Source organism: Pseudomonas sp. TE4620, assembly GCF_056279045.1.
Window position 1 is genome coordinate 1,436,368 of record NZ_JBWBQO010000001.1, and the last position, 14,719, is coordinate 1,451,086.

Genomic DNA, 14,719 nt, shown 5'->3' on the forward strand with positions numbered 1-14,719 from the left:
CAAATGAACCCCTCAAAAAAACAATCCCCGAATACCGGGGATTATTTTTACGTGGCGCTAAGCAACTTATTGCTTCCCCGTTCCCTCCGGCAACGCATAAGCAATGATGTAGTCGCCCACATCCGGCGAATGGCTCATGCCGCCCGCCGAGATCACCACATATTGCCGGCCGGTGGCCGGCGACTGGTAGATCAACGGCGCCGCTACAGCCCCGACCGGCAGGCGGGCTTTCCACACTTCTTTACCGGTGGCCGAGTCGAGCGCGCGCAGGTAGTAATCCTGGGTGCCGGCAAAGAACACCAGGCCGGACGCCGTTGAGGTCGGGCCGCCAAGGGTCGGCATGCCCAGCGGGATCGGCAGGTGGGTTTTGATTCCCAGTGGTCCGGTGTCCTGGACAGTGCCCAGCGGCACTTGCCAGACCAGTTTCTGGGTATTCAGGTCGATGGCGCTCATGCTGCCAAACGGCGGGCTGTTGCACGGTACGCCCAGGGGGGATTGCAGAATATCGATTTTCACCCCGCCATAGATGCCGGCAACTTGCGGGCGAATGGTGCCCATGAAGCCAGGCACTTCATCGGTCGAGACTTTGAACTTCTTGGTGTTTTCCTTGGTGACCAGGGCCATGCGCAGTGGCACGCGCATGTCGTTGACGAACATCATGCCGGTGTTTTCGTCGATGGAAATACCACCCCAGTTCATGCCGCCCAACAGGCCCGGCCATTCGATGTAGGGTTTTTCGGTTGGCGGGGTAAAGGGGCCGACGTAGACGGAGTCCTTGAACATGATGCGGCAGTACAGCTGGTCGAAGGTGCTCACGCCCCACATGGACTTTTCAGTCAGTGGCTCTGCACCAATCACCGGCATGCCCACCGAGTGCGGTTGGGTGGGCGCCAGGTGTTCGCCTTCTGCAGCCGGTGCAGTCGGCACCGGGCGCTCCTGCACTTCGGTAACCGGCTGGCCGGTGCGGCGGTCCAGTACGAAGATGTTGCCGGTTTTACTGGTCTGGATCAGCACCGGGGTTTTTTCGCCCTGGGCATTCTTGATGTCGTACAGCACCGGCTGCGATGGCAGGTCATAGTCCCACACGTCGTGGTGAACGGTCTGGTAAACCCATTTCGCTTTGCCGGTCGAGGCATCGACGGCAACCACGGCCGAGCCATACTTTTCCTTGGCCTGGTTGCGGTCGCCACCCCAATAGTCGGGCGGGCCGTTGCCGGTTGGCAGGTAGACCAGGTTCAGGTCCTTGTCGAAAGTCGGGACGGTCCAGACGTTGGGGGTTTCCAGCGTGAAGGCGTGATCGGCGGCGGTGGTATCCGCATCCTCAGGCGCGCCGATATCCCAGGCCCACACCAGCGCACCGGTGAGTACGTCAAAGGCCCGCACCGCGCCGGAAGGTTCTTTGCCGACGATGTCGCGGACCCAGCCACCGACCACAGTGAGGTGGCCCATGACCACCGGCAGGGAGGTCGGGTGATAGCGCTTGCTGTTCTCGGTCGGGCCCATGCCTTTTTTCAGGTCGACGAAGCCGTTGTCGCCAAAGTTCGGGCACAGGCTGCCGGTGTGCGCATCGAGGGCAAACAAGCGCGCATCGACAGACGACACCAGAATGCGCTGACGGCATTGTTGCTGATCGTTGTAGGAGGCTTTGACCTCAGTGCTCAGGCTGTCGTCCTTGTCGATGTCGTAATAGCCCACGCCGCGGCAGGTGACGTGCTCTGCACTGCTGGCGTGCGGGTCGAATTTCCAGATCGGCTTGCCGCTGTCGCCGTCGAGGGCGGTGATCAGGTTTTCCGGGGTGCACGAATACAGCACGTTGCCGATCTGCAGCGGGGTGTTTTCGTCGACACCGGCGCCATTGCCGGTGGTCCTGCGGCCGGTGCGGTAGATCCACGCCACTTGCAGGTCCTTGACGTTGTCTGCGGTGATCTGGCTGAACGGCGCAAAGCGCGTGCCGGATGCACTGCGGCCAAAGAACTCCCAGTTTTCGGGTGCGGAGGCGGGCGCTTTGGGCGCGGGCGCACCGTTGCTAGCGACCGGGTTGGAGATCGCGCCGTGCGGATAGAACGCAGCAACGAAGGTTGCGATCAGCGCCGCAAACACGACAAAACCGCTGCCGTTGGCCAGGCGCCTAGTGTTCGCAGAGGTACCTGGGAACGCAGCACCGACCCACAGGCTCAGGGTCAGGATAATCGCCGGAACCACCAGGCGCGGCAGCAGTTGCCAGTAACTAAACTGGCCCACTTCGTAAAATGCCCAGGCACAGGTTGCAAGGGCGATAACCACGGAAAGGGTAATGCCACTGCGTTTGCGCCAGAAAAACAGTGCCGCCAGCAGTAAGTAGGCAAGGCCGGCGATCAAGTAATAAGTTGATCCTCCCAGTATCACCAGTTTGAGGCCGCCATATAGCAACGCCAGCGATATCACTAGAACCAGCAGGGAAAACAGCACGCTCGCGGTCGTGGCAAACTTCCGGGTTTGCGTTCGAGGGGCATCCGTCATTGTTTATACGTTCCGTTAGTCATAGGCATTGCACGCACGCAGTGCGCAAGGCTCAGGGGGAATTAAGTTGGCAGCATCAACGCCTGATAGGCAGCGCTGGTCAGCTGGGAAGCGGGGCAGGGGCTTGGCCTGGAAACTGATTTCAGTTTAGGCCGAGGGTGTTTGCGGATAAACGCCCGGGGCTGAGAAGCTTTATTGGTGAAACAGTAACAATGGCGTTTGCCGCACAAGCAATAAGCGCTAATGGCGGTTATCATCCGCGCCCGCAGGTGTACTGCGGATGTCTTGGTCAAGGAGCAGGCTTGTAATGAGTCGAAGTGCGGCAGGGAAGCTGATTATGGGTGCGGGTATCGGGTTGTGTGCACTGCTCGCTGTGGCCTTGTTCAAGGAGCCCAGGGTGGTGCTGGCACAGTTGCAGTTCCAGGGCGGTGCCCATCCTCGCGGTGACGCCGGGCAAGTGCACGAGGTTTACCGCCAGGCCGTCGAGCAGCTGTTGGCCACCCAGCACATCGATACGCAACGGCTGCAGATCGAGCTCGATCCCCAGCACAGTGACACCCTTGTGCTGCGCGGCCCTGAGCCTGCCCTGAGCGCCGCGCAACGCCAGGCCCTGGCCGGCCAGCTCGATACCATCCTGCAGGCGCGCAAGGCGGTGATCTCCAGCGTGCAATTGCAGCTGGACTACAGTCAGGCCAAGCGCCTGAATGCAGCGGGGAGGGAAATCGGCCCGGCGCCTGCCAACGTCGTCGCGATGGGGCGTAAGGTCATACCGCTGTGGTTCGACTTGCCCTACGAAACGAGCCTCGATACCCGCATCAGCGACAGCGAGCGGCGCCATGCCTTTGCCGGTAGCCGCACGGTCAAGGCCGAGGTGAGCTGCCAGCTCGACAGTTTCGTGCAGAGCGCCTTGCCGTTCGTCATTACCGGCTTCAAGGCCGATAGCGCGCAACTGGAAGGCGGCATGGACATTCTCACCCACGACAAGATGACCCTGCGCGTGCCTGCCAGCCTGTACTTTGACGACCGTGACTTGCGCGAGCGCCTCGAGGCGGGAGGGCTGAAGGTCAGCATGGGAAGCCAGATGTCCTACGGCAAGTTTCGCTCGACCTGGCTGACCATTGAGTTCGGATCACTCGGCGAGCATCCCTACCAGCCCTTTGATATGGCCGACGCCGGGCGCCAGGGCCTGCGCGAGATGTGTGGCGACTACGCGTATCAGGCCGGGCGGCCGTTTTCGTTCTACTACGGGGTAGGGCTGGACCGACTGCAAAAGGTCAGTTTTGCACCGCAGGTCGATGCTCGATGATCTAACCTCCTGTATCACGCAGAGCCACAAATGAATGGCGCACGGGAGCAATCGTATGGGCAGTGGATCACAGGCCACCGAGCAAAAATTTCCGTTTCCCAAAGAAGTCGTGCTCGAAGCGCTAGGCGAAGTCCTGCCGAATCTGGGGCTGCAAGCCACGCACGTCGACATGTTCATCGGCAGAATCGATGTGTCGGCGGGCATGTCGGCGTTTTCCTGGGGCGAACGGGTGACCATCGTAGTTGATGATCTGGAGCCGGGCGTTTGCGTTGTAAGAATCGAGTCGTCCTTGAAGGTCGGGGCGAACCTTCCTGGCAATCATCGGCACCATAAAAATTTCTCCAGGATCATTTATGCGCTGAGTGATTACCTTCAGCTCGGGGAGAAAGGAGAGAGAAAATCGAACCGGGCAGTTCTGGATCAACAACTAAGTCGTCGCAGCGAAGCTGCGTCCAGGGTGACGTCGATAGTGTGGGTGTGCCTGATAGCGGGAGTGGTTTCATTTTTCTGGTTTAGTTGAGTGCACTGAGTAAACCAGACTGCCGTGATAGAATTCGCCGCGCTTTACCCACCGTGTCATTGAAAGGACTCAGCAACGCCATGTACTTCCCGATTGAATTCTACAACGCCCTCACTTCGCAGTTCTGGACGCCGCTGCTCGCCGCTGTGCTCACCTGGATTCTGCTCTGGTTTCGTAGCCAGTCCTACGACGGCACCGGCGCCTGGACCCTGGGCTTGATCGTGGTGCTGTGCGCGGTGGCGTTCTTTCCCAATGGCTACCACGCGCTGTTCAACACCGGCCCGACCTTCTACAGCCATGACCGTATTTATGCGCCTGACTACTCGGCAAAGTTCAGCGCCGATGTGCTGCTGACCCTCGCCGGTATGTTGGTGGGCATGCTTGCGCGCAAAATCGTTATCAGCCTGCGCTAATCGCGAAACTTCACCACCTGGTTGCACTTGGGGCACTCGATCAGCTTCTGGGTGAAGACCTCGTGGGGCAGGAAGCCGCGGTGCATTAACAGCCCTTCACCCGGCTTGTACAGGTGGTGCATGGAGGTGTTGCATTCCGGGCAGCGCACGAACAGCGCGGTGAAGAAGAACAGGCAGAGGCTGACGATGGCAAACACTGCGTAGGTCTCGAAGTATCGCGTCGCATCACGGTCGAACAGCACCCAGATCATGTAGAGGCCGCCGGTCCAGATGCTGAGGTTGAGCTCCACCTGCATGGCGATGGCGAGAAAACGGTTCTTGAGGGGTTTCACCAGGATCATCCATTGATCGTTCAAAGGCGGGGCCGCGCGCGGGGATGCGCGGGCAGTACGGCGGCCATTGTACTTCGCCAGCAGCGAAAACGCCTGCTCCCGAGCGTAGCGCTCGGGAGCAGGGCGGCGTGCCTGGGGCTCAGCGGGTACCGAGCTTGCGCAGGTTGCCGGGGGTGAACTCGTCGGCGGCAAAGTTGCTGGCGTTGAGCTTGGCCGGCTTTTGCTCGTCGAGCAGGCGATCGACCAGGTAGGAGCCGGCGATCAGGTCGTGATAGATCCCCAGGCGCGCGTGGAAGCGCTGGATCTCATAGGCATACACCGAGGTCTGCATGTTGGTGCGCCACAGCTGGCCACGGGCGTCGAAGTTGTCGGCCAGGGTAGCCGCCCAGCTGTCTTCATCGATGTAGATCAGGCGCTTGGCATAGATGTGCCGGGCGGATGGCTTGAGGGTTGCCTGCAGCACCCACACCCGGTGTTTTTCATAGCGCATCAGCTCCGGGTTGATATGGCCGCTGGTGGAGAGGATCTGCGCGGTGTTCACCTCGGGGCTGTCGATCTTGTAGTTGTTGTAGGGGATGTAGATTTCTTTCTTGCCGACGATGCTCCAGTCGTAGCGGTCGGTGGCGCCGTTGAACAGGCGGTCTTCATCGTAGACGCGAAAGCCGCCGGCACCGGTGGGCGAATCGTAGCCCACGGTCGGCGCCCGGCGTACCCGGCGCTGGCCCGGGGTGTACTGCCAGGCCTGGCGTGGCTGGGCGGCGGCGTTGATGAATTCGTGGCCGACGATGATCTCGCCTTTCTTGCGCACCGGCTCAAGGGTGGTGAGCAAAAAGTCGGTGAACACGCCGTTGACGCTTTGCGCGCTCTGCTTGGGGTCGGACCACAGCGAGTAGATCTTGTAGTTGACCTTCTCCAGGGCCTTGTTGTTGTCGGCATACACCACCACCTGCTGGTAGTTGGCCTCTTCGGTGACCGCCCGTGCCTGCATGTTGTGGTTGAGGATCAGCTCGTTGCCGTTCTTCGGGATCGGGAACGGCGAGGCGCCGAAGGCATTGAGGGCATCGTTGCCGTCGGCGCTGAGGGTGGCGTTCAGTGCGTTGCGCTTGAGCGCATCTTCGCTGGCCTGGTCGACCCTGAAGTCCCGATGGCTGGGGTAGACCGGGATCTTGAACGAGTTGGGGTAGCGCTTGAACAGCGCCTTCTGGCCGTCGGTGAGGTTGGCGGCGTATTGCTCGACGTTCTGCGCGGTGATGGTGAACAGCGGTTTTTCGTCGGCGTATGGGTCGGGGTAGGGCGTGCCTGGGCCGGCGAATTTCAGATGCGGCGGCAGCCCGCGCCATTTGCCGGTCCAGGCCGGAATACTGCCATCGGCGTTGCCGGCGCGCTCGGCGCCGACCGGGGTCAGGTCCTGGCCCAGGCGCGCGGCATCGTTATTGCTGACATTGGCGTGGGCCAGGCTTGCGCCGAGCAGGGCGGCCGCCAGGGTGGTGCGCAACCAGGGATGCGTGAGAGTAGACATGCGGTGCTCCTCCATCAGGGGCTTCAGAAGCGGTACTTGAAGTTGAGGGCGACGTTGTCGCGGTCGGCCAGGGGCGAGTTGTTGGCGTTACCCAGGTAGGCGTTGTAGAGCGCTTCGACGGTGAAGTTGCCGAGGTAGCGCCAGGTGGTGCCGATGCTTGCGCGCTCATCGCCTTGTCCGGCATTGATCGAGCCGGTCAGGGCGCTGTCGTGCTGGGCGGCGCTGCTGTAGGTGACCGGTACCGACATGTCCCAGCCGCTGAACACGTCGTTGTAGTCGAAGGTCGCCTGCACCGTGTAGCCCCAGGCGTCGCGGTCCAGCACCAGGCTGTCGGTGCCCGGCAGGGTCAGGCCGGGGGCCAGGGTCAGCGGGGTCGAGGCGTCGTTGTCGAGCACGGTGTTGTAGACCAGCTCGCCGACCAGGGTGGTGTTGTCGGCAAAGGCGGTCGGGCCGACCACGTGGATCATCGACACCTGGGCCTGCAGGGTCTGCGCCCGCACCGGGCTTGAGAAACCGTTGTCGACCATCACCGGCGCGCCGTCGCGGTAGCTGACCTCACCGGCGATGCTGGTGTCGCCGAGCACGGTGCCGAAGCTTGCGCCGTACTGGTCGATGTTGTCGAAGTAGCGCACGCGGTAGTGGCCCAGGTCGGTCTGGAAGTCCAGCGACGGGTTCTTGTCGTGGTAGCGCGAGTAGTAGAGGCCGAACTCGGTGTTGTTCAGCGACTCGGCGGTGTAGCGCAGGGCCACGCCGTACTGGCCGCTGTCACTGGGCTCGTCGTCCTTGAGGCGGGTAACGAAGCCTGAGGCGTCGCTGAAACCGCCGCGGTCGATCAGGTCGGTGCTGGAAAAATAGCTGCCGACCCCGAACAGGTCGGTCTTCTCCCACTTGTACTGGTAGTAGGCCTGCAGCTCCAGGGCCTCGGTCAGGCTGAACTGGCCGAACACCTGGCCCACCGGCAGCAGCACTTCCTTGACCTCGACCCCGGGGGTGGTGGCCTTGGTCGCATCGACCGGGCTCTGGGCCGCAGAGATGCCCGGGTAGAACAGGCTTTCACCCCAGCTCACCACCTGATCGCCGACCCGCAGGTTGAGGTTGTGGCCGCTAACGTCCCAGCTGCCGTAGGCATAGGCGTCGAGCAGGCGCAGGTCGTCGCGGTGCTGGTCGATGGTGTCCTGGGAGAAGCGGTCGGCGCGCCGGCAGTTGCCGCTGGCCAGGCAGTTGGAGGCACCGCTGCTGTTGTCATTGCCCTGGTCGTAGACGTTGTCGTAGAAGCCGGCAGCGCGCACGAACAGGCCGTAGTTGTCCTGCCATTTGAGGTTGGCCTCGGTGAGAAAGCCAACGCGGTTGTTGATCAGGCTGCCGCGGTCGAAGGCGTTGTCGCCATCGTTGCCGTCGGCGTTGGCCACCAGCTTGTGGTCGCGGCCCTCGGTACGCCAGGCCAGGCTGTAGGTGAGGGTGGTGTCCCAGTCGATGCTCAGGTCATCGTTGGCCTGAAAGGTCAGGGCGCTGGCCGGGGTGCCCAGGCCGCCGGCCAGCATCAGCATCCCCAGGCGCACGCAGGTATTGAGTGAAGGTGGGGCGATTGTTGTTTTTATCATGTCGTCCTCATGCCGCGGTCAGACCTGCCCGACCGCTGTATTCAAGGTGGGAGGTGAAGCTGGAGGCGACTATGGAATCCCCTTGGCGGCGCAACATCGTCCAAGCGGACTAAGCGATGCCGCCACGTGCGCCGGACGCTGGCGCTAGTCCCATCGGACGATGTTGGCCCGTGCCGGGCATCGAACAATCAATGACCAATGCCCCCGGCCGACCGCCGGCGCGGCCTGTTGTCCATTGCCCTTTACAAGGTGAGCACATGAACGAAGCCGGGATCGACTGGGACCACTGTTGCGACGTGCTGGTGATCGGTTCGGGGGCCGGCGGCATGACCGCCGCCCTGCGCGCCCATGACCTGGGGCTCAAGGCCCTGGTGATCGAAAAAAGTAGCGAATACGGCGGTACCTCGGCGGTGTCCGGCGGTGGTGTGTGGATCCCCAACAACCCGCGCATCAGGGCCCTGGGCGGGCACGACTCGGCCGAGGAAGCTATCGCTTACCTCGAGGCCGTCACCCAGGGCGAGATCGACGACGGGCGCATCGAAACCTACGTCGAGCAGGGCCGGCGCATGCTCGAATACCTCGAACAACACTCGCGGGTGCGCTTCGAGGCGCAGCCGCACTATGCCGACTACTACCCCGAAGTACCGGGCGGCAAGCCTGGCTACCGCTCCATGGACCCCTTGCCGTTCGACGCGGCGCAACTGGGCGACGAGTTCCTGAAGATGCGCGCGCCGTCACCGGGCACGCTGATGATGGGGCGCATGGCCATGACCATGAAAGAAGCCCAGGTGCTGCTGTGTCGCGGCAAGGGCTGGCTGCGCCTGACCTTGCGGGTGATGTGGCGCTACTGGCGCGACCGCACGGGCCGCAAGCTGTCGAAACGTGATCGCTTCCTGACCCTGGGCAACGCCCTGGTCGGCGCCTTGCGCTGCTCGTTGCTCGACCGTGAGGTGCCGCTGTGGCTCGACTGCGCGCTGGAGCAACTGCTGATCGTCGACGGGCGCATCGGCGGCGCCCAGGTGCGCCGTGACGGCAAGCTGCTGCGGATCAAGGCGCGTCACGGGGTGGTCATCGCCGCCGGCGGCTTCGAGCGTAACCAGGCGATGCGCGACCAGTATCACCCGCAGCCCTCGCAAGCGCGCTGGAGCGCAACGCCGCCGCACAACACCGGCGACGGCATTCGCGCCGGCCAGGCCGTCGGCGCGCGCACCGCGCTGATGGAACACAGCTGGTGGGCGCCGACCACCCATGTGCAGGGCGAAGAGAAGCAGCGCGCGCTGTTTGTCGAACGCACCTTGCCCGGCTGCGTGCTGGTCAATGCCGCGGGCCAGCGCTTCGTCAACGAAGCGGCGCCGTACACCGACATCGTCTACGCCATGTATGCCAACAACCGCGAAGGCGCCAGCAGCGTGCCGTGCTGGATGGTCTTCGACGCCAGCTTCCGGCGTAAATACCCCTGTGGCGCGCTGTTGCCGGGCTATGCCCAGCGCGACTGGCAGTTACCCCGGCACCTGCGCGACTACTTCCACAAGGCCAACAGTCTTGAAGCCCTGGCGACCAGCATCGGGGTCGATGCCGCAGGGCTGGCGCGTACCGTGCAACGCTTCAATGCCATGGCCAGCCTGGGTCGCGACGAGGATTTTGCCAAGGGCGAGTCGTTGTTCGACCGCTATTACGGCGACCCCGGTGTGCAGCCCAACCTGTGCCTGGCGCCGTTGCTGCAGGCACCGTTCTATGCGGTGCGGGTCGATGCCGGCGATATCGGCACCAAGGGCGGCTTGCTCACCGATGTGCATGCGCGGGTGCTGCACGAGGACGGCCAGCCGATCCTCGGCCTGTATGCCATTGGCAACAGCGCCGCATCGATGATGGGCCGTACCTATCCGGGGGCGGGGTCGACCCTCGGCCCGGCCATGACCTTCGGCTACCTGGCCGCCAACCATATCGGCGCGTTAGCCAGTAATCACCAGGCCCAGGCGGCGCTGGTTTCTTGAGGATGCACCCCATGAGTACACAACACAGGCAGGTTGCCGTGGTCACCGGCGCCAGCCGCGGTGTCGGCCAGGGTATCGCCCTGGCCCTCGGCGCGGCCGGCATGACCGTTTACGTTACCGGCCGGGCCCGCGGGCAGGGCGGTTCACATTTGTACGGGCATGCCCTGGACGGCGACCTGCAGGCCACCGCCGAGGCCATCAGCGCGGTGGGCGGGCAAGGTATCGCGGTGACCTGCGATCACGCCGACGATGCCCAGGTGCAGGCGCTGTTCGCCCGGGTGGAGCGCGAATGCGGGCACCTGGATCTGCTGGTCAACAACGCGGCGTTCATCCATGACCAGTTGATCGAGCCGGGGCCGTTCTGGAGCAAACCGCTGGCGCTGGCGGGCATCCTCGACGTCGGCCTGCGTTCAGCCTATGTCGCCAGCTACCATGGCGCGCCGCTGTTGCTGCGCAGTCGCCAGGGGCTGGTGTGTTTCACCTCATCGTTTGGCGCTGGCTGCTACATGCATGGGCCGGCTTATGGCGCGCAGAAGGCCGGCTGCGACAAGCTGGCCGCCGACATGGCCATCGATTTCGAAGGCCAGGGCGTCGCCGCCGTGTCGCTATGGTTAGGCCCGCAACTGACCGAGCGCACGCGGATTGCCGGCGAGCAGCATGGCGAGCAGTACAAGGCGTTTCTTGCCGATGCCGAGACCCCGCAGTTCAATGGGCGGGTGATTCATGCGCTGCTCAATGACCCGCAGTTGATGCGCTATTCCGGGCAAACCCTGATCACTGCCGAGATAGCCGCTGGGTATGGCATCAGCGAAGCGGGCGGGCGCCAGCCGCCTTCCCATCGCGGCTTGCTCGGCGACCCGCGCCAGCAACATCCGGCGCGGGTGATCTGAGCGGCGGATTACAACCCCTTCGGGCTCAATCGCCGGCCTTGCCGGCGATGGGCTGCACAGCAGCCCTCACACCCAGCCGCGCAATACCTGCTTGGCCACCTTGCCCGTGGCATTGAGCGGCAAGGCCTCGACCACTTGCACCCGCCGCGGCACTTTGTAGTTGGCCATCTGCTCGCGGCACCAGGTATTGAACTGCGCTACGTCAATCACCTGTCCAGGCACCGCCAGCAAGAAGGCCATGGCCACTTCCCCCAGGCGTTCATCGGCAATCCCAATCACGGCGGCCTGGGCCACCCCGGGGTACTGCAGCAAGGTCTGTTCGATCTCCGCCGGGTAAACGTTGAAGCCACCGGTGATGAACATGTCCTTGAGCCGGTCGGTGATGCGCAGGTAACCCTGTTCATCCAGCACGCCAATGTCGCCGGTGTGCAGCCAGCCGTCGGCATCCACCGCTTCGAGGCTTGCCTGCGGGTCGTTGAGGTAGCCGTGCATCAGGTTGTAGCCGCGGATCAACACCTCGCCAGGCACGTTGGCCGGCACCCTGGCGCCGCTGCTGTTGACGCAGCGGATCTGAACCCCTGGCATGGCCCGGCCGCTGGTGCTGGCGACCCGCTCGGCGCTGTCGCCGGGGCGGCAGATGCTGGCAAAGCCGCAGGCTTCGGTCAGGCCGTAGGCGGTGACGATGGTGGCAAAGCCCAGCTCCTCGCGCATGCGCCCGATCATCTCCACCGGGATCGCGGCGGCGCCAGTGACGGCGACGCGCAAGGAGCTCAGGTCGTAGTTCTGGCGTTGCGGGTGGGCCAGCAGCGACTGATACAGGGTCGGCGGCCCGGGCAGGATGTTGATGCGCTGGCGCTGCACGCAGTCGAGCAGCGCCTGCACCTCGAACACCTGCTGCGGGATGATGGTACAGCCGCGCATCAGCGCTGCCAGCCAGCCGGCCTTGTAGCCAAAGGAATGGAAGAACGGGTTGACGATCAGGTAGCGATCGCCCCGGCGCAGGCCGACGATCTCGCTCCAGTCGCGCACCACCTGCAGATTCTGGCCGTGGGCGGTCATCACGCCCTTGGGCTTGCCGGAGGTGCCGGAGGTAAACAACAGGTCGGACAGGGTCTGCGGCCCGACCTGCTGCTCACGGGCCTGCAACAGCGCCTGCGGCACTTGCTCGGCGAGGGCCATGAACGCCTCCCAGGCCAGGCCGCCGTGGCGCGGCTCTGCCGGGCGCAGGCTGATCACCTGGCGCAGGGCCGGCAGGGTTTGGTCGGCGAGCATGGCCGGGTAGTCGTTATCCAGAAAGCGGCTGATGCAAAACAGCACGCAGGTGCCGCTCTCGCGCAGGATGTGCCCGGCCTCGCTGCCTTTCATCCGTGTGTTCAACGGCACCAGGGTGGCGCCGATGCTCTGCAGGGCGCCGGCGGCAACGATCCATTCCCACAGGTTGGGCGCCCACACTGCCACCCGGTCGGCCACTTGCACGTCCAGGGCGAGCAGGGCGCGGGCGGCCTGCTGGCGCAGCTGCTCGAGCTGGCGGTAGCTGATGCGCTGCCCGCCGTCTTCGATGGCCGGGCTGTCGCCGTAGTCCCGGGCGGCGCGGGCGAACAGTTGGGCGATGGTCTGAGCGTTTTCGACAGGCAGCATGATGCCTCCTCAGGCTGAGGATGAATGAGCAGGGAAAGCGCCGGGCAGGCTGCCCGGCACCGCGGGTCAGGCGCTAGGCGGGGCGAAGCGGCGGCCAGCGGAGAAACCGCCGTCCACGGCAATCATCTGGCCGCTGACGAACGACGCTTCGTCAGAGGCAAGAAACAGCGCGACGTTGGCCACTTCGTCCGGCTGCCCGGAACGGTTGAGCATGTGCTGCGAAGCGAAGAAGGCGTGGAATGCCTGCTGTTCGCGGACCATGCTGGTCATTGGCGTTTCGATCAGGCCCGGGCACAGGCCGTTGACGCGGATGTTGGCGTAGCCATAGTCGATGGCCATCGAGCGGGTCAGCTGGTTGATGCCGCCCTTGGAGACGTTATAGGCAACGTTGCCGTCGCAGCCCTGCAGGCCGAAGATCGAACCGATGTTGATGATCGAGCCGCTGCGCTGGGCCTCCATCTGCGCCAGCACGTGCTTGCTGGTGAGCATGCTGCCGGTGAGGTTGATGTCCAGCACCCGCTGCCAGTTGGCGGTGCTGGTCTGGGTCACGCTGCCCTGGTCGGCGACGCCGGCGGCATTGACCAGCACATCGATACGCCCGAAGCGGCTGATGACTTCGCTCATCACCTGCTGCACGCGGGTTTCATCGCGCACATCCAGGCTCATGAACAGGCCGGGGAAGTCCGCCGGCGCCTCGCCAATGTCCAGGCCGACGACCTCGGCGCCTTCGGCAATGAAGCGGCGCACGCACGCCAGGCCGATACCCGATGCGCCGCCGGTAACCACGGCGACCTTGTTGTGCAAACGAGCCATAACTGAACCTCTGTCTTATTGTTGTGGGGCTGCTGGCGCCGAGTCTAACCGCAGTCGGGGCCGCAGTGATCGTCCGATGAGACTAGCGGGCACCGGCCCTCAGCCGGGGAAGCGCAAGCGCACCCGCGCGCCCAGTGGCCGGCTCTGGCAGGCCAGGGTCCAGCCTTCCTCCAGCTCGCGGGCGCTGAGCACATCGTTGCGCGAAAGATGCATTTCACCCTCGAGCACCGTACACATGCAGGCCCCGCAAAAGCCTTCTTCGCACGAAGACGGCACGTCCAGGCCCGCCGCCCGGCAGCTTTGCAACAGGGTATCGCCGGGCTGGCAACGGATTTCGTGTTGCTCGCCGTCGAGCTCGACCAGCAACAGCTCACAGGCCGAGTCGCTGCTGACGGCGCGGGCAACGGCCTCTTGCGCGGCGAGTTGATCCGGGTCGGGCGGCGAGACGAAGCGCTCGACATGGATGCACGCGGCAGCTTCGCCCAGGGCCAGCAGGCTGCGCTCGACGGTGTCCATGAACGGCCCCGGGCCACAGATGAAGTAGTCGCCGCCGCGCATTTCGCCGACCAGTTGCTGGACCTGGGCGTCGCGCAAAAAGCCCTGCAGTGAATCGAGCAGGTGGATCACCTGCAGGCGCTGCGGGTGCTCCTGGCTCAGCTGGCGCAGTTCGTCGCGAAAGATCACCGAGGCTTCGTCGCGGTTGGCATACACCAGCCTGATGGATCGAGCGCCGCTGTGCAGCACCGACTTGAGGATCGAGATCACCGGGGTGATGCCCGAGCCACCGGCAAACAGCACCAGTGGCCGTGAAGGATCAGTGGCCAGGCGTTCATCCAGGCAGAAGTGCCCGGCCGGTGGCAGCACTTCGAGCCAGTCGCCGACCTGCACCTGCTGGTTCATCCAGTTCGATACCCGCCCGTCGGCAACCCGCTTGATGGTCACCTTGGGCCGGGCATCGCACAGCGGCGAGCTGGCCATGGAGTAGCAGCGGGTCAGCAGTTTGCCGGCACAGGGCACGCGAAAGCTCAGGAACTGCCCCGGCTTGTAGCGAAAGCGCTCGCGCAGCTGCGCCGGCACCTCCAGGACCAGCGAGCGCGCATCGGCGGTTTCGTCGATCACCGCGCAAACCTGCAGCCGATAGCTGCTGCTGGCCGACACCAGCGAGTCCTGCCCAAGCGCTTGCATGCCCATGTT

General features: G+C 64.0%; 12 protein-coding genes. 5 read left to right on the plus strand and 7 right to left on the minus strand.

What is annotated here, in order from left to right; genetic code table 11:
- Positions 1–66: 66 nt before the first annotated feature.
- Positions 67–2,499, minus strand: coding sequence for a membrane-bound PQQ-dependent dehydrogenase, glucose/quinate/shikimate family (locus tag ACZ9A3_RS06820; protein WP_476252272.1), 2,433 nt, complete (start codon positions 2,497–2,499; stop codon positions 67–69).
- A gap of 337 nt (positions 2,500–2,836) precedes the next feature.
- Here ACZ9A3_RS06820 and ACZ9A3_RS06825 point away from each other — a divergent pair, with 337 nt between their 5' ends.
- From ACZ9A3_RS06825 to ACZ9A3_RS06835, 3 genes are all read left to right on the plus strand, one after another.
- Positions 2,837–3,805 carry a hypothetical protein gene (locus ACZ9A3_RS06825; protein ID WP_476252273.1) on the plus strand — a complete coding sequence of 323 codons (969 nt, stop codon included), beginning with the start codon at positions 2,837–2,839 and terminating at the stop codon, positions 3,803–3,805.
- A gap of 55 nt (positions 3,806–3,860) precedes the next feature.
- Positions 3,861–4,325: a hypothetical protein gene (locus ACZ9A3_RS06830; protein ID WP_052676574.1), complete on the plus strand. Its 465-nt coding sequence runs from the start codon at positions 3,861–3,863 to the stop codon at positions 4,323–4,325.
- Between the two features lie 80 nt (positions 4,326–4,405).
- Positions 4,406–4,738 carry a hypothetical protein gene (locus tag ACZ9A3_RS06835; RefSeq protein WP_045201648.1) on the plus strand — a complete coding sequence of 111 codons (333 nt, stop codon included), beginning with the start codon at positions 4,406–4,408 and terminating at the stop codon, positions 4,736–4,738.
- On the opposite strand, the gene ACZ9A3_RS06840 is transcribed toward ACZ9A3_RS06835, so the two are convergent.
- From ACZ9A3_RS06840 to ACZ9A3_RS06850, 3 genes are all read right to left on the minus strand, one after another.
- Positions 4,735–5,070, minus strand: coding sequence for a hypothetical protein (locus ACZ9A3_RS06840; RefSeq protein WP_143013296.1), 336 nt, complete (start codon positions 5,068–5,070; stop codon positions 4,735–4,737). The genes ACZ9A3_RS06835 and ACZ9A3_RS06840 overlap by 4 nt on opposite strands.
- Before the next feature lie 139 nt (positions 5,071–5,209).
- The gene (locus tag ACZ9A3_RS06845) at positions 5,210–6,589 is read right to left on the minus strand and encodes a DUF1329 domain-containing protein (protein WP_093384833.1); all 1,380 of its coding nucleotides are present in this window, start codon (positions 6,587–6,589) and stop codon (positions 5,210–5,212) included.
- A gap of 23 nt (positions 6,590–6,612) precedes the next feature.
- Entirely contained in the window at positions 6,613–8,190 is a 1,578-nt protein-coding gene (locus tag ACZ9A3_RS06850) for a DUF1302 domain-containing protein (RefSeq protein ID WP_045201644.1), read from the minus strand.
- Positions 8,191–8,447: 257 nt separating this feature from the next.
- On the opposite strand from ACZ9A3_RS06850, the gene ACZ9A3_RS06855 reads away from it, so the two are divergent.
- Complete coding sequence (locus ACZ9A3_RS06855) at positions 8,448–10,184, plus strand: FAD-dependent oxidoreductase (protein ID WP_476252274.1); 1,737 nt, start codon at positions 8,448–8,450, stop codon at positions 10,182–10,184.
- An 11-nt stretch (positions 10,185–10,195) separates the two neighbouring features.
- A complete protein-coding gene (locus ACZ9A3_RS06860) occupies positions 10,196–11,074 on the plus strand; it encodes an SDR family NAD(P)-dependent oxidoreductase (protein WP_195883611.1) in 879 nt (292 codons plus the stop codon).
- Between the two features lie 66 nt (positions 11,075–11,140).
- Here the strand turns inward: ACZ9A3_RS06860 and ACZ9A3_RS06865 are convergent, their stop codons facing one another.
- From ACZ9A3_RS06865 to ACZ9A3_RS06875, 3 genes are all read right to left on the minus strand, one after another.
- Positions 11,141–12,712, minus strand: coding sequence for a FadD3 family acyl-CoA ligase (locus ACZ9A3_RS06865; protein WP_476252275.1), 1,572 nt, complete (start codon positions 12,710–12,712; stop codon positions 11,141–11,143).
- A 66-nt stretch (positions 12,713–12,778) separates the two neighbouring features.
- Complete coding sequence (locus ACZ9A3_RS06870) at positions 12,779–13,525, minus strand: SDR family NAD(P)-dependent oxidoreductase (protein WP_093384815.1); 747 nt, start codon at positions 13,523–13,525, stop codon at positions 12,779–12,781.
- A gap of 99 nt (positions 13,526–13,624) precedes the next feature.
- Positions 13,625–14,710: a 2Fe-2S iron-sulfur cluster-binding protein gene (locus ACZ9A3_RS06875; RefSeq protein WP_476252276.1), complete on the minus strand. Its 1,086-nt coding sequence runs from the start codon at positions 14,708–14,710 to the stop codon at positions 13,625–13,627.
- Between the last annotated feature and the right edge of the window lie 9 nt (positions 14,711–14,719).